Genomic DNA, 25,427 nt, shown 5'->3' on the forward strand with positions numbered 1-25,427 from the left:
CCGCGTCGTCCGCCAAGGCGCCCGTGACGGGGACGGCGACCCTGACCAGCCGCCCGTTGATCGAGCGGTTCACCACCGTCAAGGGCCAGCCGTCCGTCACCGCGAGTTCGACCCTCTCCGGCCATCCGGCGGACCAGGCGAGGTCGGGTTTCGACGGTGATCCGGCGACGTCCTGGATCGCGGGGCAGGACGATCTGTCGCCGAAGTTCAGCGTCCGATGGAAGGGGCGCAAGCGCCTGGCGGCGATCACGGTGGAGCGTCCGCCCGGCGCGGCGGGCCCGGTCCGGATCCGGGTCACGGGCGGCGGAGGCGAGACGCGCGAGGGCCTGTCGGACGACAAGGGCAGGCTGTCGTTCGCCCCCATGACCACCGACAGGCTGACGCTCACGTTCTTCCGGGGAAGCCGTCCCCAACCGATCCAGGTGTCCGACCTCACCATCCCCGGGGTGCAGCCGATGCCGGACGTGCGGACGCTCCCGCTGCGCCTGGCCTGCGGCTTCGGGCCGAAGATCCGGATCGGGACGGCCGACGTCCCGACAAAGGCCGGGGGCACGTTCGGCGACCTGCTGGCGGGCCGTCCGCTCCGCTTCACCGCCTGCACGCAGGCGACGCTGGCGCCCGGCCCGAACCGTCTCACGGCCGCGCCCTTCGACCCGTACCGCATCGACACGGTGACGGTCGGGACCAAGCCGGTCGCGCAAGACGCCGCCACCGCACCGCAGCCGGTGAAGGTGACCAGCTGGGGTGCGAGTTCCCGCAGCCTGAAGGTGGACGCCGCGACGACCTCGTTCCTCGCCGTGAACGAGAACTTCAACACCGGCTGGCGCGCCACCGCAGGCGGCGACGAGCTGCGGCCCGTCCGCCTGGACGGATGGAAGCAGGGCTGGATCGTCCCGGCCGGGACCAGCGGCGTCGTCAAGCTGACCTACGAACCCGACAAGGCGCAGCGCGTCGCCGTCGTCGCAGGTCTCGGCCTGCTTCTCGTCCTGCTCCTCTTCGCCGTCCGCCCCCGGAAACCGAGGAAACGAGAAGAGCCGCGGGAGCCCGCGACTGGGAAGGGCTGGCCCGCATGGGCGGCCATCGGCCTGGCCGCCGCGCTCGGCGGCTGGATCGCCGGTGCGCCCGGCCTCGCCGTCACCGCCGCGGTCGCAGCGGGCTACTGCTGGGCACGCACTCGCCCCGCTGCCTCGACCGCCGCCCGCGCCATAACCTCACCCTGGACGGCCGCCGCGGCGATGCTCGCCGGGACGGCCTGCCTCGCCGCCGGAGCGTGGCTGGACGCGATCGGCAACCCGTCCTCCCCGTCCGGCCTTCTAGGCGACGTCGTGCCGCAGCTTTTCGGACTCGCCGTCGCCGCACGCATCGCGGCCGAGCTGTGGCGGCCCGAACCGTCCAGCGGCGACTCCGGCGGCGACTCCAGCGGACGCATCGCGCTCAGCTGGACCGCGCCGGAGCCGGGGCCGGGGCTGGACGGGAACGGCCGCGGCGACGCCGAGCCACCGCCTGAAACGGACGTTCCACCAGGTAGTAGCTCAGAGTCGCCGCTGCGATGGTCGCCGCCGCCATCAGCGGCAGATCCGTCACGACGTTCCCCCGGAAGTCCCGGTCCAGAGCGTCGTACCAGCTGACGATGATCAGCGACTGCCACAGGAACAGGCCGTAGGAGATCCGGCCGAGGAACCGCATCACCCGGTTCCCGAGCGCCGCGCCGAACACCGGGTGGTCCGGCGGGGCCAGCGCCACCGGGGCGACCAGCGCCGTCGCGCACAGCCCGTGCACGATCATGTGGAGCGCGGACGTCCAGAACGTGTCCGAGTGCTGGAGGCCGATCGGCCCCGTTGCGGGCGTGGCCGACACCACGTACAGCATCGCCGCCGCGACCCAGCACGCCGCCCACGAGTCCGACACCGCCCGGCACATCGCCGCGACGGGACGGCGCTCGTCCAGCCGCGCCCACACCGTCACCACCGCGAGGGCCATCCCGACCGCGAACCAGACGAAGAACCGCGGCAGCCACACCCCCATCTGCGCGTGCCATTCCGGGACGAACATGGCCACCGTGTAGACGAGTGACAATGCCGCATACGCCCCGATGCCGGCCAGCAACCGCTTGGCTCGCACTCCGACGTCATCGCTGCCCGCCCGCCGCGCCCACCAGGCCAGGACCGCCGCGGTGAACGGCAGCGTGACGTACCACGCGACCTCGACCACCAGGCTCCACAACTGCCCGAGATGCGGCGGACCCAGGTTGCCGTTCCACCACGGGTCGGGCAGGTAGGTCTGCGTGAGCGTGAGCAGTGAGCCCCAGGTGAGCGGGTCGTCGATGTGGTCCCGTCCGGCCGTGAGCATGAAGACCACGACCACGACCCACAGCGCGGGCATGATGCGGAAGAAGCGCTTCCACAGATATTGGGCGATGCGCGGGGTGGGGCGTCGTCCGTCCAGCACAGCCGCCGCCCACGGCCGGTAGAGCAGCAGCCCCGACAGGACGAAGAAGATGGGCACGCCGACCTGGCCGCCATTGAACAGCCACCGCGCGCCCGCCGGGTTGGTGATGGAACCGGCGGAACTCGCCACATGGAACACCAGGACGCCCAGCGCGGCGACCGCCCGCACCCCGTCCAACGTGTCCTGACGCCCGGAGATCTGCGGCGCCGCGGACATGGCCACCTCGCAGTCGGCTCGCGGTTCGGGACGGGTGCCGCGGAGCTTACCGGCCAGTATCCGAAACGGTAAGGTGCCGGGCACGGTCCTGCCGGACGGCAGGCCCGGTCGGTCGGCAGGGCTCGGTCGGACGGCAGGGCTCGGTCGGACGGTCGCGGGTCCCCGGAGGTGTTCATGCGGCGGCAGGTCGGCCTGATCCTGATCGGCCTGGGCGCCTTCTTCCTCACACTCGCGCCGCTGGTCCGCTTCTACGTGGCCGACCGGGTCGTCGTGGCGCCGCTGAACCGCTACGAGGTGACGCAGCTTGAGTCGAAGAACTCCACGTACTTCGACGAGGCCCAGCTCAAGCTCAAGACGGGCGTCACGCTCCTGGCCAAGAACACCGTGCGCGGGGACGTCCGGGCGAACACGAACGACGACGACATCGCCGTCTGGGACTCCACCACCAACGTCTACGACACCGCCGACCCGGACAAGCCCATCCAGATCCAGGGCTTCCGCATCGCCTTCGACCGCCGCACGTCCAGGCTGGTCAACTGCTGCGGCGCCCACGTCGACGGCAACGGCGGTGTCCGGATGTCGGGGTACGGGCTGCTGTTCCCCATCGCGAACGTCCAGAAGCGCGACTACGACTTCTACGACATGACGACGAAGCAGACTGCGCCGATGCGGTTCAACGCCGTCGAAGAGGTTCAGGGCCTCACCACATACCGCTTCACGCAGGCCGTCCCCCTGACGAAGACCTCCGCCCTCGACGTCAAGATGCCCGCGCGGATGCTGGGCCTCCCGGCGAAGGCCGGAGACCAGAAGGTCGACCGGTACGCCGAGGCCTACAACACCGTCTGGGTGGACCCGCGCACCGGCATTCCCGTCAAGCACCGCAAGAACGTCCGCAACACGCTCCGCACCCCGGACGGCAAGGGCGCGATGATCATCGCGCAGGCCGACCTGATCACCGTCGGCAAGGACCAGCGGAGCCTGGTCGACATGGCCGACGGCAAGGCCCTGCAGATCAACAGCGTCCGCGTGTACGTCCCGGGCGCGGCGATCCTCATCGGCCTGGCCCTGCTGGCCATCGGCGCCTACGTGACCTTCACGCGCCCCGAACCCCCGCCGCCCGCGACCCCGCGCCGCCCCGACGGCAAGTTCGGCGACACGCCCCCGTCCGCCGAACCGACCCCGGAATCTCACTGATACCTGTTCTAGGCAGACCCACAATGCAGCACAACCATGCCTTCCTCAACTAGAACCTGTTGCAGTTTTTCGGAACCGGGCCTAGGGTCGGGGATGTGCGGACACGAGTCACCGAACTATTCGGCATCGAGTACCCGATCTTCGCGTTCAGTCATTGCCGCGACGTCGTCGCGGCGGTGAGCCGCGCCGGCGGCATGGGCGTCCTCGGCGCCCTGCACTTCACCCCCGAGGAGCTCGAACTCGAGCTCAAGTGGATCGACGAGCACGTCGGCGGCAAGCCCTACGGCGTGGACGTGGTCATGCCCGCCAAGTACGAGGGCGCCGACATGGGCGACGCCGAGGAACTGCTCGGCAAGCTCCAGGGCATGATCCCCGCCGAACACAAGACGTTCCTGGAAGACCTCCTCGCCGAGCACGGCGTCGAGCCGCCCACCGAGCAGGCGGGCAAGGCCCTCCTGGGCTGGACGGACGTCACCGCTCGCCCCCAGGTCGAGGTCGCCCTCAAGCACCCGATCGCACTGCTCGCCAACGCGCTCGGCCCGCCCCCGGCGGACGTCGTCGAGCAGGCGCACCGGCACGGCGTCAAGGTCGCGGGCCTCGCGTCCAACGCGCGGCACGCCCGCAAGCAGGTGGACGTCGGCGTCGACATCATCGTCGCGCAGGGCACCGAGGCGGGCGGCCACACCGGCGATGTCGCCACGATGGTCCTCATCCCCGAGGTCGTGGACGCGGTCGGCGACGACACGATCGTCCTGGCCGCGGGCGGCATCGGCCGCGGCCGCCAGATGGCCGCGGGCATGGCCCTCGGCGCCGACGGCGTCTGGACGGGCTCCATCTGGCTGACCGTGGACGAGGCCGACACCCCCGAACGCGCCCTCCCCAAACTGCTGGACGCCACGTCCCGCGACACCGTCCGCTCCCGCGCCTGGACGGGCAAGCCGGCCCGCTTCCTCAAAACGGCCTGGACGGAGGCGTGGGAGAGCGAGAACTCCCCGGGCTACCTCCCGATGCCCATGCAGTTCATGCTGATCGCGGACGCCCTGCCCCGCATAGCCCGCTCCGGCGACGGCGAACTCGTCACCTTCCCGGTCGGCCAGATCGTCGGCTCCATGAACCAGATCAAACCGGCCGCCCAGGTCATCTACGACCTGATCGAGGAATACGTAGAGGCCATAGACCGCCTCAACACCATCACCGACTCCTGATCCCGCTAGAGGGCCAAGGCTTGCCCTTCGCCTTCATCCAGCGTCATCGACGATCTCGGCCACGAACTCCTCGTGAGATATGGCGCCGGGTCGACCGGCCGCCTCCCACTCGAGGAAGCTCGCGTACATCGCTTCGGCCTCGGCCTCCTCTAGGGCCTCTGGCGTGACTGCCCGTTCCAATGCCGGTCAGTCCGTGACGCGGCTGATGTGACCGATGGCGATCACGTCGTTGCCAAGCCGGTACATCACCCGGTACGGACCGACGCGGAGCCTGTAGTCCCCTTCCTTGCCCCACGGGTACGCCTCGGGTGGTGTCGGATCATGGGCCAGTTTCCGCACTGCTGCTCCGATGTCGCGCATCCCCAGCTGATCGTGCATGTACCGATGCAAGGTCTGTATTGCTTCCGGCTCCCACTCAACCTTCACTCGGCGTCACCGATGAGGATCTCGGCCATGACCTCTTCGTGGGACCTTGCTCCGGGGCGTCCGGCCGCCTCCCATGCGTCCATCTTTGCGGAGACTGCAGCGGCCTCGGCCTCATCCAGGGCTTCCGGCGTGGCGGTCTGTTCCAACGCCTTGAGCCTTCTGATTTCGTCCAGAGGCACGATTGCTGCGGCCTGGCCGCCCAAGTGGATGACCTGGTACTCGTCCGTCACAGTGGTGTCCGGCGTGGTTCCGGTCGGCTCGGCGCTCATGGTCGCCAGCGTACTCACGGTTCGTTCTCCATCCAGGGGGAGTCGCGGCGGGGTTCTGAGACCCGCCTCGTGGTCGAACATACCAGCGATCGACGCACTCCGTGTCTGGATGATTACTCGCTGGCGTGGACCGCGAGGTCGGCGGCGGCCTGGTCGGGGGTTAGGGCGCGGCCCGTGTCGAATGCGCCGGTGAACGCTCCGTCGCCGAGCATGGCGCGGGCCGCCGCGAGGATGCGGCCGCCGTCCCCGTCCTGGGCCTCGCCGTTTCGGACGGCCGCCGCCGCGCCGAGCAGTCGCGCGGCCCGGTCACCCTGCCCGGCCAGCACCTGCGCGCCGGCGAGCCCCTCCAGCGCGGCGGCGGTCGCGGCGGCGTCGCCGGTGCGTCGCGCGGCGGTCAGGCCGTCCAGGTGCTGCGCGGTGGCGGACTCGGCGAGGCCCTCGCCGAGCCAGAGCCGGGCGTGCCCGGCCCGGCCGCGTTCGATCCAGTACCAGGCCAGCGCCGCCGTCAGGCGCAGTGCGAGTTTCGTGTCGCGGCGTTGTCCCGCGCTTTCCAGGGACCGGCGCAGGTTGGCGGTCTCGGCGTCCAGGCGGGCCAGCCAGTGCAGGCGGGCGGGGCCGGTGCGGTACGCCTCGGCGCATTCGGCCAGCAGGAGGTAGTACTCGTCGCGGCGCCGCTCGGTGCCGTCGTGTTCGCCTGCCTCGTGCAGGCGCTCTTGGGCGTAGGCCGCCACTGATTCCAGGAGGCGGTAGCGGACGCCGCCGGGGCCGTCCGCCGCCATGACCAGCGAGCCGTCCACCAGCCGGACGATCACGTCCATGACGTCGGCGGCGTCCACGCCGCCACCCGAGCAGGTCTGCTCGGCGGCCTCCAGCGTGCAGCCGCCCGGGTGCGCGGACAGACGGCGCAGGACGGCCCGTTCGGCGTGGTCGAGCGGCTCCCAGCTCCAGTCGATGGCGGCCCGCAGCGTCCGCTGCCGCCACGGCGCGTCGCGGCGTTGTGACCGCAGGAGACGGAATCGGTCGTCCAGGCGCGCGGCGAGGGTCCCGGCGCCCAGCGCGCGGACGCGGGCCGCCGCGAGTTCCAGCGCGAGCGGCATGCCGTCCAGGCGGCGGCAGATGGCGGCCACGGCCGCCGCGTTGGCGCGCCCGAGCGCGAATCCGGGTGCGGCGGCGGCCGCGCGGGTCGTGAACAGCCGCACCGACGCGGTCTCGGCCAGGGTGGTCGGGTCGTCCTCGTCCGGGCCGGGCACGTCGAGCGGCGGGACGGCGTACAGCCGTTCGCCGGGGACGCCGAGCGGCTCCCGTCCGGTGGCGAGGATCCGCGGCCCAGGACCCGACCGCAGCAGCGACCCGGCGAGCTCGGCCACCGGCTCGATCACGTGCTCGCAGTTGTCCAGGACGAGCAGCGCCCGGCGGCCGCCGAGCGCGCCGAGCCGTCCGGCCCCGGCGAGCCGTCCGGCCGCGGTGCCGGGGACGTCCTCGCGCAGCCCCACGACCTCGGCCACGACCTCCGCGACCTTGTCCGCCGAGACGGTCCCGCGCGGCAGCTCGGCCAGCTCGACCAGGTGGACGCCGTCCGGGAAGGCGGCGCGGAGCTGCCGTGCCGCCTCTATCGCGAGGGTGGTCTTGCCCACGCCGCCCGGCCCGGTGAGCGTCACGAGCCGGTCCTGCTCCACGTGCGAGACGACCTCGTCCACCGCCGCGGAGCGGCCGATCAGGTCGGTTAGCGGCACCGGCAGGTTCGTGCGCGGGAGCGGTGCGGCGGCGGGCGCGCGGAGCCGGGGGTCCTGCCGGAGGATCGCCTGGTGCAGGTCGGTGAGTTCGGGTCCGGGGTCCAGGCCCATTTCGTCGCGCAGGCGGTCGCGGAGGCGGCTGTGGCGGTCGAGCGCCTCGTGCTGGCGTCCCGACCGGTAGAGGGCCAGCATCAGCGCGGCCTGGACGCGTTCGCGCAGCGGATGCCGGTCGGCGAGGTCGCTCAACTCGGCGACCAGGGCGTGATGCTCGCCTAGGGCTAGCCGCGCGTCTGCCAGCTCCTCCAGTGCGGTCAGGCGCTGCTCGTCCAGGTGTGCGGCGGCGCCGCGGGCGAAGTCCTCGTCGGCGAAGTCGGCGAAGGGCGTGCCGCGCCAGAGGGCGAGCGCGTCGGTGAGCAGTGCCGCCTTGGCGGCGGGATCGGCGGTGCCGTGCGCGCGGGCGAGGCCAGTTTGGAAACGCCGCGCGTCGACGTCCTCGGACGCGAGCACGTATCCCGGCGGCTGTGAGCGGACCAGCGCACGGCCGCCGTCCTCCGCGTCCAGGGCCCGGCGTAGTTGCGAGACCTTGGCGCGCAGCGCGGCGGCGGGACGGCCCGGCGGCTCGTCGCTCCACAGGTCCTGGATCAGGCGGCCGGACGACACCGGGCGCCCGCCCGCGGCGAGCAGCGCCGACAGCAGCAGGCGCACCTTCAGCTCCGGGACCGGAACCGGGCGTCCGTCGTCTGTCAGGACCTCCAGCGGGCCCAGCACCCCGAAGCGCATGGGCCCCACCGTAGCCGGACCATAACCCGGTCCGAACCCCTCCATAACGCCCTGGCCGCACGGTGGACGCGTCGGGTTTCGTTCATCGAAGAGAGGCGACCGAACCATGTCGACCATCGAGTCCGCCGCCGCGGCGCGGGCCGGGACGCGGGAATGGGCCGGGCTGGGCGTGCTCGCCCTGGCCACCCTGCTGCTCGCCCTGGACAACACCGTCCTGTTCCTCGCCCTCCCGCACCTGAGCGAGGACCTCCGCCCCGGGCCTGCCGAACTGCTCTGGATCATGGACGTCTACGGCTTCATGATCGCGGGCTTCCTCGTCACGATGGGCGCGCTCGGCGACCGGATCGGGCGCCGCAGGCTGCTGATGTACGGGGCGGCGGCGTTCGGCGCGGCCTCCGTGCTCGCCGCCTACGCCGACGGCCCCGCGACGCTGATCGTCGCGCGAATGCTGCTGGGCGTCACCGGCGCCGCGCTCATGCCGTCCGCGCTCGCCCTGATCACCACGATGTTCCAGGACGCCGGGCAGCGCGCGGCGGCCATCGGCGTGTTCACCGCCTGCTTCATGGGCGGCGGCGCGCTCGGCCCGGTCGTCGGGGGCGCGCTGCTCGAACGCTACTGGTGGGGCTCGGTGTTCCTCATCGGCGTCCCCGTCATGGTCGTCCTGCTGGTCACCGCGCCGCTGCTGCTCCCCGAGACCCGCGCCGCCGGGGCGGGACGGCTCGACCTGCCCAGCGTGCCGCTGTTCCTGGCCGCCGCCCTGCCCGCCGTCTACGCCCTCAAAGAACTCGCGAAGGACCCCGCGCGCCCGTGGGCGTACGGCGCGGCGGCGGTCGCGGTCGTGTTCGGGATCCTGTTCGTCCGGCGCCAGCGCGCCCTGGACGACCCGCTCCTGGACCTGCGCCTGCTCCGCAGCCGGACGTTCAGCGCCGCACTGGTGATCCTGCTGGCGGGAATGGTCATCCAGGGCGGGCTCTACCTGTTCATCAGCCAGTACCTGCAGATGATCGAGGGTCTGTCGCCGCTGCGCGCGGGCCTGTGGCTCGCCGTTCCCGCGCTGGCGCTGGTCGCGGGCTCGCTGCTGTCCCCGATCGCCGCCCGCAGGCTGCGGCCCGGCACGATCATCGCGGCGGGTCTGGTGCCGGCGGCGGGAGGGTTCCTGACGGCCGCCTGGGCGGGCGACACCGTCGTCCTGATGATCGGGGTCACGGTGGGCTTCCTCGGGATGGCCCCCATCGGCGCCCTCGGCATCTCCCTCATCACCGGGTCCGCGCCGCCGGATCGCGCCGGGGCCGCGTCCGCGATGGCCGAGACGTCCGGCGAGTTCGGCATCGCCTTCGGGGTGGCGGCCCTGGGCAGCGTCGGAACCGCCGTGTTCCGCGCGGCGATCTCGGCGCCGGAGGACGCCCCGCCGTCCGCGCGGGAGTCGATCGGCGACGCCGCCTCCGCCGCCGAGCAGCTCCCGCCCGCGTCCGCCGCCGCCCTCCTGGACAGCGCCCGCGACGCGTTCCTCACCGGCCTCGGCGTCGTGGGAACCGTCAGCGCGGTCCTGCTCGTCGGTCTCGCCGTGCTGTCCGCGTGGCTGCTGCGCGGGGTGCCGCCCATCGGCGCCGAAGCCGAAGCCGAGGCTTCGGCGGAGACCGAGGTCACGCGCCCCGGTAGACGGGCGGGCGCTTCTCCTTGAAGGCGCGGGAGCCCTCCTTGGCGTCGTCGGAGGCGATGACGGGCCAGCCGATCTCGTCGGAGATCTTGAGGGCCTCCTCCTCGGAGAGGTGCTCGGTCTCGCGGTAGGTGCGGAGGATGCCCTGGACGGCGAGCGGGCCGCAGTCGGCGATCTGGCCGGCGAGTTCGCGGGCGGCGTCCAGGGCCGTGCCGGGCGGGACGATCTTGTTGATCAGGCCCATCGCGAGGGCCTCCTGCGGGGTGACCGAGCGGGCGGTCAGCAGGATGTCCATCGCGTTGGCGTAACCGATCTGGCGGGGGAGGCGGATGGCGGAGCCGCCCATGGGGAACAGGCCACGCCTCGCCTCGTACAGGCCCAGGGTCGCGTCCTCGGCGACGACCCGCAGGTCCGTGCCGACGAGGAGTTCGGTGCCGCCCGCGACGGCGTAGCCCTCGATCGCGCAGATCAGGGGCTTGGTCGGACGCCCCTCGCGGAGCAGCCCCTTCCAGTGGAAGTTGGGAATCCGCGCCATGCGCTCCCGGATGCGCGGGTCGGACGGCTGCTGACTCATCGCCTTCAGGTCGGCGCCGGCGCAGAAGGTGCCTTCGGCTCCGGTGAGGATGCCGACGCGGACGTCCGGAGTGTCGGACATGTACGCCCAGGCGTCGGCGAGGCCTACCAGCATGGCGGAGCTGAGCGCGTTGCGCGCCTCGGGGCGGTTCATCGTGACGGTGACGACATGGCCGTCGCGCTCGATGACGCAGTGCTCGGTGCTGATCGGCAGCCGTTCCGTCATGGTCCCTCCACTGTCCAGGAAATGAGAACAGATTCTAGTTAAGGTGTCGCCTTGCTGGTAGGGCTTGATATGGAAAACGAGAACGTGATCTACTTTGGCTCCGGACGGCGGAGGGAGAGCCGATGGGGTCGTTGGGGTTTTGGCGGCTGGCGCAGGCCGATCCCGAGTGGGTCGCGTCCGTCGACCCGGACGGGACGGAGCACACCGCGGGCGATCTGCTGGCCCGCGCGAACCGGCTCGTCCACGGGCTTCGCGCGCTCGGGCTGGAGAAGGGCGACGGGATCTGCGGGCTCGTCCCGAACGGGTCCGAGGGGCTCGTGCTGTATCTGGCGGCGCTGCAGGCCGGGTGGTACTACACGCCGGTCAACTGGCATCTGACCGGTCCCGAGATCGGCTACATCGTCTCCGACAGCGACGCGAAGGCGTTCTTCGTCCACGAGCGGTACGCGGCCGAGGGCGCGCGGGCCGGTGAGGAGATCGACGCGCGGCGGCGGTTCGCGTTCGGGCGGGTCTACGGGTTCCGCGCGTTCGAGGAGCTGGTCGACGGCCAGCCGGACACGCTGCCGGACGATCGCAGCAACGGCGCGACGATGCACTACACGTCCGGGACGACCGGACGGCCGAAGGGCGTCAAGCGGGCGCTGATGGGCATCGACCCCGACGACAGCGCCGAGCTGATGACGTTCCTGCTCGGCATGTTCGGCATCGCGCCGGGGCGTCCTGCGGGCCGCGCGCAACAGGCCCATCTGATCACCTCGCCGAACTACCACACGGCCGTCACCCAGTTCGGCGGCACCGCGCTGCACATGGGGCACACGCTCGTCTACATGGACAGGTGGGACGCCGAGGACACCCTGAGAATGATCCAGGAGTACCGCGTCAGCAACACCCACATGGTGCCGACGCACTTCAAGCGGCTGCTGTCGCTGCCCGCGGACGTCCGCGAACGGTACGACGTGTCGAGCATGAAGCACGCGATCCACGCGGCGGCGCCGTGCCCGGTGCCCATCAAGCAGCAGATGCTCGACTGGTGGGGCGACTGCGTCTGGGAGTACTACGCGGCGACCGAGGGCGGCGGGACGATCGCCAGCCCCGCCGACTGGCGCGCCCACCCCGGGACGGTCGGGAACGCGTGGCCGATCAGCGAGCTGCTCATCGTGGACGACGACGGCGAGCCAGTCCCCGCCGGGACGCACGGCACGATCTACATGAAGATGATGGGCGTCGAGTTCGAGTACAAGGGCGACAAGGAGAAGACGGCGGAGAACCGCCTGAAGGACTTCTTCACCGTCGGCGACATCGGCTACCTGACGGACGACGGCTTCCTGTTCCTGTCCGACCGCAAGTCCGACATGATCATCTCGGGCGGCGCGAACATCTACCCGGCCGAGATCGAGAACGAGATCATCCTGCATCCGAAGGTCGCGGACGTGGCCGTGTTCGGCATCCCGGACGAGGAGTGGGGCGAGCAGATCAAGGCCGTCGTCGAGCCGGCCGAGGGCGTCGAGCCGGGCCCGGCCCTGGCCGGGGAGATCCTGGCGTCGCTGGAGGGCCGGCTCGCGAAGATGAAGTGGCCGAAGTCGATCGACTTCATCGAGACGATGCCGCGCGAGCCCAACGGAAAACTCCTCAAGCGCAAGCTCAGGGACCCGTACTGGAAGGACCGCACCAGTGCGATCTGAGCCCAACCACGTCCTGGAATTTCCGGGCGGCTACACGCGGTCGGTCGGCCCGGTCATCGGGCGGTTCCTCAGCGAGCTGCGCGACGGGCGGCTGGTCGGCATCCGCACGGACGACGGGCGGGTGCTCGTCCCGCCGTCCGAGCACGACCCGGACACCGGCGAGGACGTGACGGGCGAGTTCGTCGGCGTCGGCCCTGTCGGGACGGTCACGACGTGGTCGTGGGTGCCGCGCCCGGCGAAGGAGCACCCGCTGGACCGTCCGTTCGCGTGGGCGCTGATCCGTCCGGACGGCGCCGACACGGCCCTGCTGCACGCGCTCGACGTCGGCGTCTTCGAGGAGGGCGCGCAGCCGCCGAAGTTCCTCAAGACCGGCATGCGCGTCAGGCCCCGCTGGCGGGCGGAGAGGTCCGGCGGGATCGGCGACATCGAGTGCTTCCAGCCCGAGGTCACCCTGATCAACGCGCCGACGCGGCTGGAGTACGACCTGCGCGGCGGCAAGGCCCTCCGGCGCTTCCTCGAAGGCGTCTCGGAGGGCCGCATCCTCGGGCACCGGTGCCCGGTGTGCGAGCAGGTCATCGTCCCGATGAAGGGCCTGTGCCCGCGCGACGGCGTCCCGACGACCGAGGAGGTGGAGCTGCCCGACACCGGCACCGTCACCACCTTCGCCGTCAACAACATCCCCGACCCGCGCGCCCCCGAGGTGCCGTTCGTGTCCGGTTACGTGCTGCTGGACGGCGCCGGGCTCACGATGCTCACGCTCGTCGCGGGCGTCCCGGCGGACCGGGTCCGGATGGGCATGCGCGTCAAGGCGGCGTGGCGGCCCCGCGCGGAATGGGGCCACAGCATGGACAACATCAAGTGGTTCGAGCCGCTCGACGAGCCCGACGTCCCCTTCGACGAGATCAAGGACTACCTGTGATGCGCGACATCGCCGTGGTCGCCTTCGCGCAGACCCGCCACACCGGCGCGGACGAGGGGCTCGCGGAGATCGAGATGCTCGCCCCCGTCATCACCGAGATCAAGGAGCGGACGGGCCTGGCCCGCTTCGGCTTCACCTGCTCAGGGTCGTGCGACTACCTGGCGGGCGCGCCGTTCTCGTTCGTGTCGGCGCTTGACGCGGTCGGCGCGTGGCCGCCGATCTCCGAGAGCCACGTCGAGATGGACGCAGCGTGGGCGCTCTACGAGGCGTGGGTGAAACTGCTGCACGGTGACATCGACACTGCGCTCGTGTACGGGTTCGGGAAGTCGACCCAAGGGAACCTGCGCGCGATCCTCACCCAGCAGCTCGATCCTTACCATCTGGCGCCGCTCGGCATCGACTCGGTTTCGCTGGCTGCGCTCCAGGCCCGCGCCTACATGGAGCGGTCGGGCGTGAAGGAGGACGATCTGCGCGCCGTCGCGGCACGGTCGCGCGCGTCCGGACACGACAACCCGTTCGCGCTGCACCTGCCGGAGCCGGGCGGAGACGAGGACTACGACGTGGCGCCGCTGCGTCCGTACGACGTCGCGCCCATCACCGACGGCGCCGCCGCGATCGTCCTCGCCGCCGGGGACAAGGCGCGGGAGCTGTGCGAACGTCCCGCGTGGATCACGGGGATCGACCATCGCAGCGAGCCGCACTCGCCCGGCGTCCGCGACCTGACCCGTTCGCAGGCGGCGCGCCTCGCCGGTGAGAAGGCGGGCGCGGCGGGCGTCGAGGTCGCCGAGCTGCACGCGCAGTTCAGCCATGAGGAGCTGATCCTGCGCGAGGCGCTCGGGCTGGGCGACGGCGTCATGGTCAACCCGTCCGGCGGCGCGCTGTCGGCCAATCCCATGATGGCGGCCGGTCTGATCCGGATCGGTGAGGCGGCGGCCCGCGTCCACGACGGGTCGGCGTCCCGGACGCTGGGGCACGCGTCGTCCGGTCCCTGCCTCCAGCAGAACCTGGTGTGCGTCCTCTCGGGAGAGAAAGATGGCTAACCGCTGCGCGATCATCGGCGTCGGGCAGACCGCGTACAAGACCAGGCGGCTGGACGTGTCGATGCCGGGGCTGCTCCGCGAGGCGGCCCGCCGTGCGCTCGACGACGCCGGGCTGACCTGGACGGACATCGACGCCGTCGTCGTCGGCAAGGCCCCCGACCTGTTCGAGGGCGTGCTGATGCCGGAGACGTTCCTGGCGGACGCGCTCGGCGCCGCCGGAAAGCCGGTCATGCGGGTGCACACGGCCGGGTCGGTCGGCGGGTCCACGGCGATCGTCGCGGCGGGCCTGATCCAGGGCGGCGTGAACGACCGCGTCCTCACGGTCGCGTGGGAGAAGCAGTCGGAGTCGAACGCGACGTGGGCGCTGACGGTGAACTCGCCGTTCACGACGTCGCTGGTCGTGGGCGCGGGCGGCTACTTCGCGCCGCACATCCGCGCCTACATGCGCCGGGCGGGCGCGCCCGACCACATCGGGACGCTCGTCGCCGTCAAGGACCGGCAGAACGCGCTGCGGAACGAGTACGCGCATCTGAAGATCCCCGGCATCTCCCGCGAGATGGTCGAGTCGACGCCGATGCTGTGGGAGCCGATCCGCTACCTGGAGACCTGCCCGTCGTCGGACGGCGCGTGCGCGATGGTCCTGGCGTCGGAGGACGCGGCAAAGAAGGCTCCCGGAAAGCCGGCCTGGGTGCACGGCACGTCGATGCGCTCCGAGCCGATGATGTTCGCCGGACGCGACACCGTCAGCCCCCAGGGCGGCAAGGACGCCGCCGCCGACGTGTACCGCCAGGCCGGGATCACCGACCCGCGCAGCGAGCTCGACTGCGCCGAGGTGTACGTCCCGTTCTCCTGGTACGAGCCGATGTGGCTGGAGAACCTCGGGTTCTGCGGCGAGAACGAGGGCTGGAAGCTCACCGAGGCGGGCGCGACGGCGATGGACGGAGACATCCCGTGGAACCCGTCCGGCGGGGTGCTGTCGTCCAACCCGATCGGCGCGTCCGGGATGATCCGGTTCGCCGAGGCGGCGCTGCAGGTGCGCGGGCGGGCGGGCGACCACCAGGTGGACGGGGCGCGCCGCGCGCTCGGCCACGCGTACGGTGGCGGCGCGCAGTTCTTCTCGATGTGGATCGTCGGCAGCGACAAACCCTGATTCCCTTGTAGAGGCGCGATCACCCTCCGGAGGACGTCCGATGGAGTACAACCACGCTGACCTGTTCGAGGGAGTCGCGGACGCGATCGGTGAGCGCGTCGCCCTGATCTGCGGCGACCGGCGGCTCACCTACGCGGAGCTGGACGAGCACGCGAACCGCCTCGCGCACCATCTGATGGACGCGGGCATCGGCCCAGGCCAGCACGTCGCCGTCCAGTTGTACAACGGGATCGAGTACGCGGCGGCGCTGCTCGCCACCATGAAGATCCGGGCCGTGCCCATCAACGTCAACTACCGGTACGTCGAGAGCGAGCTGCTCTACGTCTACCGCGACTCCGACAGCGTGGCGCTGCTCTACGACGTCGAGTTCGAGGACCGGGTCGCCGCCACCGCCCCGGAGGCGCCGAAGCTGAGGCACCTCATCGCGGTCGGCGGCGCCGCCCCGTCCATCCCGGGCGCGGTCGCCTACGACGAGGCGCTGAAGGCGGCGGACGGGACCCGCACCGGCTTCCCGGCCCGCTCCGCCGACGACCTCTACATCATCTACACGGGCGGGACGACCGGGATGCCGAAGGGCGTCATGTGGACGACCGGGCACCTGCTGTTCGCGTTCTGGAACCCGACCCTCCCGCGCCCGGCGAAGCCCGAGGACGTCGTCGAGATGGCGCGGAACGGCGGGCCGCTGGTGATGATGCCCGTCCCGCCGCTCATGCACGGCGCCGCGCAGGTCGCCTCGTGGATCTCCTGGTTCATGGGCGCGACGCTCGTCTACACGCGCAGGTTCGACGCCGCCGACGTGTGGCGGACGATCGCCCGCGAGAAGGTCAACTCGCTGACGATCACCGGCGACGCGATGGCGGTCCCGATGGCGGACGAGCTGGCCCGCGGCGGCTACGACACCTCCTCGCTGCTGGCCTTCGTCTCGACGGGCGCGATCTTCACCGGGACCGTCCGGGACCGCGTCCAGGACCTCCTCCCGAACACGATCATCATGGACAGGTTCGGGTCGACGGAGTCGGGCTCGACGGCCGAGGCGGTCGCGGGCTCGACCCCGGAGAAGGGGCTGCGGTTCGCGCCCGACGTGGCGGACGTGACCGTCCTGGACGACGCGTTCCGGCCCGTCCGGCCGGGGTCGGGGGTCATCGGGCAGGTGGCGCGCACCGGGCACATCGCGCTCGGCTACTACAACGACCCGGAGAAGACCGCGCGGACGTTCCCGGAGGTGGACGGGCGGCGCTGGCTGCTCACCGGCGACATCGCGACCGTGGAGGAGGACGGGTCGATCGCCGTGTACGGGCGCGGCTCGCAGGCCATCAACACCGGTGGGGAGAAGGTGTTCCCGGAGGAGGTCGAGGCCGTCCTCAAGGGGCATCCGGCCGTGTACGACGCGGTCGTCACCGGCATTCCGGACGAGCGCTGGGGGAACCGCGTCGCGGCGGTGATCCAGCCGTCCGGCGGGGGTGGGCGACCGGCCTCCGACGACCTGGACGCGCACTGCCGACGCGAACTGTCCGGTTACAAGGTGCCGCGCGTCTACGCCTTCGTGGACGAGATGAAGCGCTCCCCGGCGGGCAAGGCCGACTACCGCTGGGCGAAGCAGGTGGCGGAGGGGGCGGCGGCCGCGGGCGGCTGATCACGGGGTTCGCCACGCGCGGCGGCGACCCCGGCTGGTCCCGTCCGGACCCGGCCACTAGGCTCTCCCCTGGAGAGTCGCTCTTGAAATGAGCCTCTCTATATGCGAGTAGTTAGGGGAGAGTGGGCCGTGTCGACCCCGGAGCGCGAACGGATGGCGGGCGAGCTGCAGATGGCGATGCAGCGCAGCACGATGTTCACGGTGCTGCTGCACCACGCCACCGCGAGCAAGGCGGGCATGAACGTCACCGACGCCCAGTGCGTGAACGCGCTGGAGCTGGACGGACCGCAGACGCCGGGCCAGCTCGCGCAGCTCATGGGCATCACGACCGGCGGCGCCATCACCGCCGTGATCGACCGGCTGGAGAAGGCGGGCTACGTTCGGCGCACCCGCGACCCCGACGACCGCCGCCGCGTGATCGTCGAGCTCGTCGAGGAGAACGTCGCCCGGTTCGGCCGCTACTTCGAGCCGATCGGCCGCGCCTTCCGCGACCGCCTCGACACCTACACCGACGAGCAGGTCGCCGTCCTGCTCGACTGGATCCACCACAACAACGAGGCCATGCCCCGCGTCATCGAGGAGATCAGAAAACTCCCGTAGGACGTTCGCGGGCCCGGCGGGCCGTTCGCGGGCCCGGCCCGGTGCGGCCTGGTGCGGCGTGGTGTGGTCCGGGAACAGCCGCGGCGGTCCCCCCGGCCGCGGCGGCCGTTCCCGGAACTCGTGCCGCCGCAAGGGGCGACACCTGAGACGTGACCGCTACGCCGCAGGTCACACGGATTCCGGACGGTGACTTCGGTCACATCGCAACATTTCGGACATCGTCCCGTCCGGTCGCTTCGAGTGGCCGCCCGGCCGCCGGAAATGAGAACATGCCCGCCATGCGCGAGGCACGAGAGGACAACTTCTGACAGTGGAACCGCTGCGCCCCGAGGACCCGGCCGGAATCGGCGGGTACCCCCTGATCGCTCGCATCGGCGCCGGCGGCATGGGCCAGGTGTATCTGGGACTCACCGGCGGCGGACGCCACATCGCCCTCAAGGTGATCCGCGAGGACTTCGAAGGCCCGCAGGCGCTCGCCCGCTTCCGCCGCGAGGTCTCGACCGTCGAGCGGGTGCGCAGCCGGTTCGCCGCCGCGATGGTCGGCGCCGGGCTGGACGCCCCGCCCTACTGGCTCGCGACCGAGTACGTCCCGGGCCCGACGCTCCGCCAGGCCGTCGCCGAGCACGGCCCGCTGCCGCCCGACACCTGCCTGCGGCTGCTCGCCGCCCTCGCCCAGGGGCTGCTGGAGATCCACCGGCAGGGCGTCCAGCACCGCGACCTCAAGCCCGGCAACGTGATCCTCGCCCCGGACGGCCCGCGCCTGATCGACTTCGGCATCGCGCGCGGCGAGGGCCAGACGCAGATCACCCAGACGGGCGCGTGGAACGGCACCCCCGGTTACGTGGCGCCCGAGGTCGTCCGCGAGCAGGAGCCCGTGCCCGCGTCGGACGTGTTCTCGCTCGCCGGCACCGTCGCCTACGCCGCGACGGGACGCCCGCCGTTCGGCGGCGGCCGCATCGAGGCGATCATCCACCGCACCCTCGACGGCGACGTCGACCTCGACGGCGCCGACCCGCGCGTCGCCGAACTCGTCCGGCTGTGCGCGGCGAAGGAGCCCGGCGCCCGGGTCTCGCTGGAGCGGCTGCTGGAGATCGCCGCGTCCCTGCCGGTCAACGGCGTCGCCCTCGCCGACGACCCCGACTACCGGCGGATCGTGGGCGTCCCGCGGCCGGTGCCCGCCAGCGTCGCGGACGCCGCCGCGTCCGGCCTCGTCCAGCCGGACCGCACCCGGACGACCGTCACGGGCGGCGCCACGCCCCTGCGCTCGCGCGCCGCCGTCGTCGCGGCGGTCGCCGGGGTTGTCGTGATCGTCCTCGGCGGCGCGTTCGCCGCGCGCTCCGTCTTCAACGGCGACAAGGGTGGGAACCAGGCGAAGCGGACGCAGGGCGGTCAGGGCGCGAACGGCGGTTCCGCGACGAAGGCCGCCGGGCAGACGCCCAACCCCAACGGCCCCCCGCCGGACAAGATCCTCGTCAAGCTGCCGACCGCGGATTTCCAGGCCACGGAGTATTCGCCGAAGGACAGCGTCTGCCTGCCCAGCGTCCGCGTCGAGAAGGCCGAAGAGCAGTACGCCGGCGACCTTCAGTCTTCCGCGCCTCGTGAGCCGCACGTGGGGGACTCCGTCGAGTTCGGGATGCGCTTCAAGTACCAGCGGCCGTCCAACTTCTATGTGGCCGCCCAGGTCCGCGGGCCGGGGCCGCACGGCAGCGCCGGTCCCGGATGGGTCCAGAGCAAGCCGCACCCGTATCCGGCCGGTGACGGCTACCTCGACCTCACCTTCCCGAGGGACTTCCGGTGGGACGGCTCGGGCGCGGGCGCGGCCACGGGGCTGCGGCCGGGCGTGTGGACGATCGTGTGGCTGCGCGTCCACCCCAACGGCGACGCCTACTATCTCGGCTGCGACGGCTTCACGGCCAAGTAGTAGCCACCGGACGGCCCGTCACCGGACGGCCGGTCAGCGGACGGCCCGTCACCGGACGGCGATGACCGCCGAGCCGTGCCCGAACAGGCCCTGGTTCACGGCGATGCCCGTGCGGGCGTCCTCGACCTGGCGGCCGTCCGCCTGCCCGCGCAGCTGCCACGTCAGCTCGCAGATCTGCGCGATCGCCTGCGCCGGGATCGCCTCCCCGAAGGACGCGAGCCCGCCGCTCGGATTCACCGGGACACGGCCGCCGAGTGCGGTGGCCCCCGAGCGCAGCAGCTCCTCGGCGCCGCCGGGCTCGCACAGGCCGATGTCCTCGTACCAGTCGAGTTCCAGGGCGGTGGACAGGTCGTACACCTCGGCGAGCGACAGGTCGTCCGGCCCGATCCCGGCCTCCTCGTAGGCGGCGTCCGCGAGCGCGGACCGGAACGGACGCGACGGCTCCGGCGCCGCCATGGCCGAGTCCGTCGCGAAGTCGGGCAGGTCCAGGACGGTCTTCGGGAACGTCGGCGTCACCGTCGACAGCCCCGAGACGCGCACCGGATCGGAGACGCCGTGCCGCCGCGCGAAGTCCATCGACGTCAGGACGAGCGCGGCGCCGCCGTCGCTGGTGGCGCAGATGTCCAGCAGCCGCAGCGGGTCCGCGACCACGGCGGACTCGCGGACGTCCTCCAGCGTGACCTCCTTGCGGTATCGGGCGTTCGGGTTCGCGAGCCCGTGCCGCGCGTTCTTCACCTTCACGGCGGCGAAGTCGTCCAGCGTCGCGCCGTGCACGGCCATCCGGCGGCGCGCGTACAGCGCGAAGTAGATCGGGTTGGTGGCGCCCAGCAGCCGGAACCGCAGCCAGTCGGGGTCGTCCGGACGGTCGCCGCCGACCGGCTTGAAGAAGCCCTTCGGCGCGGCGTCGGCGCCGACGACCAGCGCCACGTCGCACAGCCCCGCGAGGATCCGCGCCCGCGCCGTGTCGATGGCCTGCGCGCCGGACGCGCACGCCGCGTAGCTGGACGACACCCGCGCGCCCGACCAGCCGAGCGCCTGCGCGAACGTCGCCCCCGCGATGAACCCCGGATAGCCGTTCCGGATGGTGTCGGCGCCCGCCACGTACTGGACGTCCGGCCACGCGATCCCGGCGTCGGCGAGCGCGGCCCGCGCCGCGACCAGCCCGTACTCGACGAAGTTGCGCCCCCACTTCCCCCACGGATGCATCCCGGCACCCAGCACGGCGACGTCGCGGCTCATCGGACGGGCCTCCACATCCAGACGGTGTACTCGGCTTCGTCGTCCTCGTAGAGGGTGCCCTCGGTCAGCTCGACCTCCATGCCGACGGCGAGGTCCTCGACCGTGCAGCCGGGCGCGACCTGCCCGAGGACGACCATGCGCTCGGCTTCGAGCTCGACGGCCGCGACTGCGTACGGGACGAACGGGTCGGGCGACACGTACGGCGGCGGCGGCGGGTAGCGGGCGTCGGCGTACGACCAGATCCGCCCGCGCGGGGAGAGGGCGTAGGGCTCCAGCTCGGAGCCGTCCTTCGGGCCGGTGCAGCGGGGGTTGCGGCAGGCCAGCTCGTTGCGCGGGAAGTACGGCGTGCCGCAGGACGCGCAGCGGGTGCCCAGCAGCCGGACGCCGCCGTCCCCGGTGGTGAACCAGCCCTCGATCGCCGGCCGACGCTCCTTGGTCGCGCTCACGCTGCCTCCCTCGTCTCGTCCCGGCGCAGGCTAACCCCGGCGCGGCCGCGCGGAACGGCGGATGCCCGGTGAGCGGGACGGCCGGGACGGCCGGGACGGCCGGGACGGGCTGACGGCCAGCGCCAGCAGGCAGATAACTGACGCGTCAGTCACTTCGCTAGAGTGAACCGAGTCGGATTCTGCCCAGCGTGCCCAGAGGTAGGGAGAGTGCGGATGCGGACTGGACTTCAGGGGAAGACGGCCCTGGTCACCGGGGCCTCCCGGGGGATCGGCAAGGCGATCGCGACCGCCCTCGCCGCCGAGGGCGCGAGCGTCGTCCTCTCCTCGCGCCGGCAGGAGGCGCTGGACGAGGCCGCCAAGGAGATCACCGCCGCGCATCCGGGCGCGCGCGTCCTCGCGAAGGCCGCGCACGTGGGCGACGCGGACGCGGCCGCCGCCTGCGTGGACGCAGCCGTCGCCGAGTTCGGCGGCCTCGACGTCCTCGTCAACAACGCCGGGACGAACCCCTACTTCGGGCCGATGGCCGACATCGAGCCGTCGGCCGCCGCGAAGACCGTCGAGGTCAACCAGTTCGCGGTCGTCCAGTGGACGGGGCTCGCCCTGCGCGCGTCGATGGCGGAGCGCGGCGGCGCCATCGTCAACATCGCGTCCGTCGGCGGCCTGGTCACCGAGCTCGGGATCGGCTACTACAACGCGACCAAGGCCGCCGTCATCCACCTCAGCAGGCAGTTCGCGATGGAGCTGGCGCCGAAGGTCCGCGTCAACTGCATCGCGCCGGGGCTGGTCAAGACCCACCTCGCCCGCGCACTGTGGGAGAACAACGAGGAGGAGATCGGCAGGCACACGCCGCTCGGCCGCATCGGCGAGCCCGAGGACATCGCCAGCGCGGCCGTCTTCCTCGCCGGCGACGCGTCATCCTGGATGACCGGGCAGACGCTCGTCGTGGACGGCGGTTCCACCATCCGCTCATCCATCGCCTGAGAAAGATCGCCTGAGACAGATCGCCTGACACAGGGGGACGCATGTCACGCTGGGGACTGACCATTCCGCTCAACGGGCTCCCGCTGGCCGAGCACCGCGAGCTCATCGCCGAGCTGCCGGCACTCGGCTACACCGACGCCTGGACGGCCGAGGTGGGCGGCACCGACGCGTTCACCCCGCTGGCGCTCGCCTCGCAGTGGGGTCCCGAGCTGCGGCTCGGCCCCGCGATCGTGCCGGTCTACACCCGCGGCCCGGCCCTGCTGGCGCAGCACGCCGCGACCCTCGCCGACCTCGCGCCCGGACGGTTCGTGCTCGGCATCGGCACCTCGTCCGACACGATCGTGGAGCGCTGGAACGGCATCCCGTTCGACGAGCCGTACAAGCGCGCCCGCGACATGCTGCGCTTCCTCCGCAAGGCCCTCGCAGGGGAGAAGGTCAAGGAGGAGTACGACACCTTCACCGTCAAGGGCTTCAAGCTGGAGCTGCCCCCGGCCGTGCCGCCGCCGATCGTCCTGGCCGCGCTGCGCCCCGGCATGCTGCGGCTCGCCGCCCGCGAGGCGGACGGCGCGATCACCAACTGGCTGGCGCCGAAGGACGTCCGGACGGTCCGCGGCGTCCTCGGCGACGAGCCCGAGTTGCTGGCGCGGCTGTTCGTCTGCCCGTCCGGGGACGCGGAGGAGGCCCGCGCGATCGGCCGCTGGATGATCGCCGCGTACATGACCGTCCCCGTCTACCGGGCCTACCACGAGTGGCTCGGACGCGGCGAGGCGCTGCGCCCGATGAACGAGGCGTGGGCGGCCGGCGACCGCCAGAAGGCGCTGGAGGTCATCCCGGACGAGGTCGTCGACGACCTGATCGTGCACGGCACCCCGGCCGAGTGCCGGGCGCGCGTCCGCGAGTACATCGGCAGCGGCCTCACCACGCCCGTCCTGGCGATCCTGCCCGGCGGCGGCCTGTCCCCGGCCGAGGCGGTGCGCGCCCTCGCCCCGTCCGCGGACTGACGCGTCGCGCTGAAACGCCTGGTGCTCCCGATGTTTACCGCCATGAGGATCGGGGAGGGTGGGGCAGATCCGATCCAAGAGAAAGAAGACGTGAGGAGCTGATCGTGCTCACGCTGACCAGCGGTGCCGTCCAGGTCATACGTACCGTGACCGCGAACCCGGAGCTTCCGCCGGAGACCGGCATCCGCATCGAGTCCGGGCTCGACGGCTCGGACGCTCTGCGGCTCTCGGTCGCGCCCGCCCCGGAGGAAGGCGACCAGGTCGTCGAGGAGGAGGGCGCCAAGGTGTACCTGGAGCCCACCGTCGCCGAGATGCTGGACGACAAGACCCTCGACGCCCAGGTCGACCCGCAGGGCGACGTCGCGTTCACCATCGCGGAGGGGTCCGAGGGCACCCCGGCCTGAACCGAGCTTCTGGAGCCGGGGCGCCGAACCCATCGGCGCCCCGGCTTCAGCACATCCTGTCCGGGCTCAGCGGGCCGCCGCGACGACGATCACGATCGCGAGCACGAACGCGACCGTGGTGAGGACCATGAAGGCGGCGACGACCGCGCAGCCCAGGCCGCGCGGCTGGTCGCGCCAGCTTCGGCGGCGGTCGCGCGCCTGCCGGTCGAGTTCCTCCCGGGACGGCCGTTCCGCGTCCGAGGGGTCGGGCGAAGGCGGGGTCGTCACGCTCGCCAGTCTCGCAGATCCGGCGCGGCGGTCAGCCCGGTCAACGGGGCCGGACGTCCCGCGTGAAAAAATCGCCCAATGCGTCTCACGAAACTCGGCCACGCCTGCGTCCAGCTCACGAAGGACGACCGGACGATCGTCATCGACCCCGGCTCGTTCAGCGACGCGTCCGGCGCGCTCGCCGCCGCCGACGCGGTCCTCATCACCCACGAGCACCCCGACCACTTCGACCCCGACGCGCTGCGCGCCGCGATGGCCGAGCGCCCGGGACTCCAGGTCTGGACGTCCCGCGTCGTCGCCGAGAATCTCGCCGACCTGGGCGGACGCGTCCACCAGGTCGGGCACGGCGACGCCGTCGCGATCGCGGGCTTCGACGTCCACGTCTACGGCGAGGACCACGAGATCCTGCACCCGGACGTCCCGCCGATCCCGAACACCGGGTTCCTCGTCGACGGGGAGGTCTTCCACCCGGGGGACGCGCTGACGGTCCCGTCCGAGCCCGTCCGGACGCTGTGCCTGCCCGGCAACGCGCCCTGGCTGAAGATCCCCGAGCTGTACTCGTACACGCGGGAGGTCCGGCCGGAGCGCGCGTTCGTCATCCACGACGGGCTGCTGAACGACATCGGGCTCGCGGTGATGCAGAACCACGTCACCAAGGCCGGCGAGGAACTCGGCAGGGAGTTCACCCGCCTCGCCCCCGGCGCCTCGGTAGACCTGGCCGCCACGTGAACCGAGGCCCCCGTCCCCCCGAACCGGGGCCCCGGCCCGTCCAGGCGGTCTTCCTCGACATCGGCGAGACGCTGATCAACGAGGGCGAGATCTACGGGCGCTGGGCCGACTGGCTGGGCGTGCCGCGGCACACGTTCCTCGCCAAGCTGGGCGCGCTGCTCGCGACGGGCGGCAGCCACAGGGACCTGTTCGAGTACTTCCGGCCCGGCTTCGACCTGGACGAGGAGCAGCGCCGCCGCGTGGAGGCCGGCGTCCCCAACGGGTTCGGGCCCGACGACCTGTACCCGGACGCGCGGGCCTGCCTGTCCGGCCTCCGCGGCCAGGGCCTCTACGTCGGGATCGCGGGCAACCAGCCGGTGGAGGCCGCCGAGCAGATGGCCGCGCTCGGGCTGGACGCCGACGTCGTCGGGATCTCCGACGTGTGGGGGATCCAGAAGCCGTCGCACGAATTCTTCGAGCGCTGCGCGCAGATCGCGGACGTGCTGCCCGACCGCGTCCTCTACGTCGGGGACCGCGTCGACAACGACGTCCGGCCCGCGATCGCGTTCGGGATGCAGGCCGCCTTCCTGAGGCGCGGCCCCTGGGGACACATCCAGCAGGACGACGGCGTGCTGCGCGACTGCCTGTTCGTCCTGGACGACCTGGCCGCCCTCCCGAAGCTCGTCGCCGACCACAACGCGGCCTGAGA

At 72.0% G+C, this 25,427-nt stretch carries 23 protein-coding genes; 15 read left to right on the forward strand and 8 right to left on the reverse strand.

The annotated features are described in order from the left end of the window. Positions 1-1,434: 1,434 nt before the first annotated feature. Positions 1,435-2,664: an acyltransferase family protein gene (locus tag ACH35V_RS05710; protein WP_395970450.1), complete on the reverse strand. Its 1,230-nt coding sequence runs from the start codon at positions 2,662-2,664 to the stop codon at positions 1,435-1,437. A 174-nt stretch (positions 2,665-2,838) separates the two neighbouring features. Between ACH35V_RS05710 and ACH35V_RS05715 the strand changes: the two genes are divergently transcribed. Together ACH35V_RS05715 and ACH35V_RS05720 are read left to right on the forward strand one after the other, a co-directional pair. Beyond that, entirely contained in the window at positions 2,839-3,858 is a 1,020-nt protein-coding gene (locus tag ACH35V_RS05715; RefSeq protein WP_395970451.1) for a DUF3068 domain-containing protein, read from the forward strand. Positions 3,859-3,953: 95 nt separating this feature from the next. Further along, the gene (locus ACH35V_RS05720; protein WP_395970452.1) at positions 3,954-5,063 is read left to right on the forward strand and encodes an NAD(P)H-dependent flavin oxidoreductase; all 1,110 of its coding nucleotides are present in this window, start codon (positions 3,954-3,956) and stop codon (positions 5,061-5,063) included. A gap of 186 nt (positions 5,064-5,249) precedes the next feature. Here the strand turns inward: ACH35V_RS05720 and ACH35V_RS05725 are convergent, their stop codons facing one another. The 3 genes from ACH35V_RS05725 to ACH35V_RS05735 all read right to left on the reverse strand — a co-directional run bounded on the left by ACH35V_RS05725 (position 5,250) and on the right by ACH35V_RS05735 (position 8,271). Next, positions 5,250-5,489, reverse strand: coding sequence for a type II toxin-antitoxin system RelE/ParE family toxin (locus ACH35V_RS05725; protein ID WP_395970453.1), 240 nt, complete (start codon positions 5,487-5,489; stop codon positions 5,250-5,252). Then, on the reverse strand, positions 5,486-5,758 hold the full coding sequence (locus ACH35V_RS05730) for a hypothetical protein (RefSeq protein ID WP_395970454.1): 273 nt from the start codon (positions 5,756-5,758) through the stop codon (positions 5,486-5,488). The genes ACH35V_RS05725 and ACH35V_RS05730 overlap by 4 nt, the downstream gene beginning before the upstream one ends. A gap of 113 nt (positions 5,759-5,871) precedes the next feature. Beyond that, complete coding sequence (locus tag ACH35V_RS05735) at positions 5,872-8,271, reverse strand: ATP-binding protein (RefSeq protein WP_395970455.1); 2,400 nt, start codon at positions 8,269-8,271, stop codon at positions 5,872-5,874. Between the two features lie 106 nt (positions 8,272-8,377). Here ACH35V_RS05735 and ACH35V_RS05740 point away from each other — a divergent pair, with 106 nt between their 5' ends. Further along, positions 8,378-9,952 (forward strand): MFS transporter, encoded by a 1,575-nt coding sequence (locus ACH35V_RS05740; protein ID WP_395970456.1) that lies wholly within the window; start codon positions 8,378-8,380, stop codon positions 9,950-9,952. Here the strand turns inward: ACH35V_RS05740 and ACH35V_RS05745 are convergent. Next, on the reverse strand, positions 9,915-10,727 hold the full coding sequence (locus ACH35V_RS05745; RefSeq protein WP_395970457.1) for a crotonase/enoyl-CoA hydratase family protein: 813 nt from the start codon (positions 10,725-10,727) through the stop codon (positions 9,915-9,917). The genes ACH35V_RS05740 and ACH35V_RS05745 overlap by 38 nt on opposite strands. A 122-nt stretch (positions 10,728-10,849) precedes the next feature. Here ACH35V_RS05745 and ACH35V_RS05750 point away from each other — a divergent pair, with 122 nt between their 5' ends. From ACH35V_RS05750 to ACH35V_RS05780, 7 genes are all read left to right on the forward strand, one after another. Then, positions 10,850-12,409: an acyl-CoA synthetase gene (locus tag ACH35V_RS05750; RefSeq protein ID WP_395970458.1), complete on the forward strand. Its 1,560-nt coding sequence runs from the start codon at positions 10,850-10,852 to the stop codon at positions 12,407-12,409. Then, positions 12,399-13,328 (forward strand): Zn-ribbon domain-containing OB-fold protein, encoded by a 930-nt coding sequence (locus tag ACH35V_RS05755; RefSeq protein WP_395970459.1) that lies wholly within the window; start codon positions 12,399-12,401, stop codon positions 13,326-13,328. Before ACH35V_RS05750 ends, ACH35V_RS05755 begins: the two co-directional genes overlap by 11 nt. Further along, on the forward strand, positions 13,328-14,368 hold the full coding sequence (locus tag ACH35V_RS05760) for a thiolase domain-containing protein (RefSeq protein WP_395970460.1): 1,041 nt from the start codon (positions 13,328-13,330) through the stop codon (positions 14,366-14,368). Before ACH35V_RS05755 ends, ACH35V_RS05760 begins: the two co-directional genes overlap by 1 nt. Next, the gene (locus ACH35V_RS05765; protein WP_395970461.1) at positions 14,361-15,518 is read left to right on the forward strand and encodes a thiolase domain-containing protein; all 1,158 of its coding nucleotides are present in this window, start codon (positions 14,361-14,363) and stop codon (positions 15,516-15,518) included. Before ACH35V_RS05760 ends, ACH35V_RS05765 begins: the two co-directional genes overlap by 8 nt. A 40-nt stretch (positions 15,519-15,558) precedes the next feature. After that, on the forward strand, positions 15,559-17,151 hold the full coding sequence (locus ACH35V_RS05770) for an acyl-CoA synthetase (RefSeq protein ID WP_395970462.1): 1,593 nt from the start codon (positions 15,559-15,561) through the stop codon (positions 17,149-17,151). Between the two features lie 129 nt (positions 17,152-17,280). Next, positions 17,281-17,751 carry a MarR family winged helix-turn-helix transcriptional regulator gene (locus ACH35V_RS05775; protein WP_207934127.1) on the forward strand — a complete coding sequence of 157 codons (471 nt, stop codon included), beginning with the start codon at positions 17,281-17,283 and terminating at the stop codon, positions 17,749-17,751. Positions 17,752-18,061: 310 nt separating this feature from the next. Next, positions 18,062-19,672: a serine/threonine-protein kinase gene (locus tag ACH35V_RS05780; protein WP_395970463.1), complete on the forward strand. Its 1,611-nt coding sequence runs from the start codon at positions 18,062-18,064 to the stop codon at positions 19,670-19,672. 48 nt (positions 19,673-19,720) lie between these two features. On the opposite strand, the gene ACH35V_RS05785 is transcribed toward ACH35V_RS05780, so the two are convergent. Together ACH35V_RS05785 and ACH35V_RS05790 are read right to left on the reverse strand one after the other, a co-directional pair. Beyond that, positions 19,721-20,911, reverse strand: coding sequence for a lipid-transfer protein (locus ACH35V_RS05785; protein WP_395970464.1), 1,191 nt, complete (start codon positions 20,909-20,911; stop codon positions 19,721-19,723). Then, positions 20,908-21,357 carry a Zn-ribbon domain-containing OB-fold protein gene (locus ACH35V_RS05790; protein WP_395970465.1) on the reverse strand — a complete coding sequence of 150 codons (450 nt, stop codon included), beginning with the start codon at positions 21,355-21,357 and terminating at the stop codon, positions 20,908-20,910. Before ACH35V_RS05790 ends, ACH35V_RS05785 begins: the two co-directional genes overlap by 4 nt. 213 nt (positions 21,358-21,570) lie before the next feature. On the opposite strand from ACH35V_RS05790, the gene ACH35V_RS05795 reads away from it, so the two are divergent. From ACH35V_RS05795 to ACH35V_RS05805, 3 genes are all read left to right on the forward strand, one after another. Further along, positions 21,571-22,338: an SDR family oxidoreductase gene (locus ACH35V_RS05795; protein WP_395970466.1), complete on the forward strand. Its 768-nt coding sequence runs from the start codon at positions 21,571-21,573 to the stop codon at positions 22,336-22,338. Positions 22,339-22,379: 41 nt separating this feature from the next. After that, on the forward strand, positions 22,380-23,339 hold the full coding sequence (locus ACH35V_RS05800) for an LLM class F420-dependent oxidoreductase (RefSeq protein WP_395970467.1): 960 nt from the start codon (positions 22,380-22,382) through the stop codon (positions 23,337-23,339). 104 nt (positions 23,340-23,443) lie between these two features. Continuing rightward, a complete protein-coding gene (locus tag ACH35V_RS05805) occupies positions 23,444-23,743 on the forward strand; it encodes a Fe-S cluster assembly protein HesB (protein ID WP_395970468.1) in 300 nt (99 codons plus the stop codon). Positions 23,744-23,809: 66 nt separating this feature from the next. On the opposite strand, the gene ACH35V_RS05810 is transcribed toward ACH35V_RS05805, so the two are convergent. Further along, the gene (locus tag ACH35V_RS05810; protein WP_395970469.1) at positions 23,810-24,010 is read right to left on the reverse strand and encodes a hypothetical protein; all 201 of its coding nucleotides are present in this window, start codon (positions 24,008-24,010) and stop codon (positions 23,810-23,812) included. A 78-nt stretch (positions 24,011-24,088) separates the two neighbouring features. Between ACH35V_RS05810 and ACH35V_RS05815 the strand changes: the two genes are divergently transcribed. Next, entirely contained in the window at positions 24,089-24,739 is a 651-nt protein-coding gene (locus ACH35V_RS05815) for an MBL fold metallo-hydrolase (RefSeq protein ID WP_395970470.1), read from the forward strand. Continuing rightward, positions 24,736-25,425, forward strand: coding sequence for an HAD family hydrolase (locus ACH35V_RS05820; RefSeq protein ID WP_395970471.1), 690 nt, complete (start codon positions 24,736-24,738; stop codon positions 25,423-25,425). Before ACH35V_RS05815 ends, ACH35V_RS05820 begins: the two co-directional genes overlap by 4 nt. Positions 25,426-25,427: the final 2 nt, after the last annotated feature.

The sequence above is a fragment of the Actinomadura sp. 1N219 genome, assembly GCF_044326405.1.
Classification (GTDB): domain Bacteria; phylum Actinomycetota; class Actinomycetes; order Streptosporangiales; family Streptosporangiaceae; genus Spirillospora.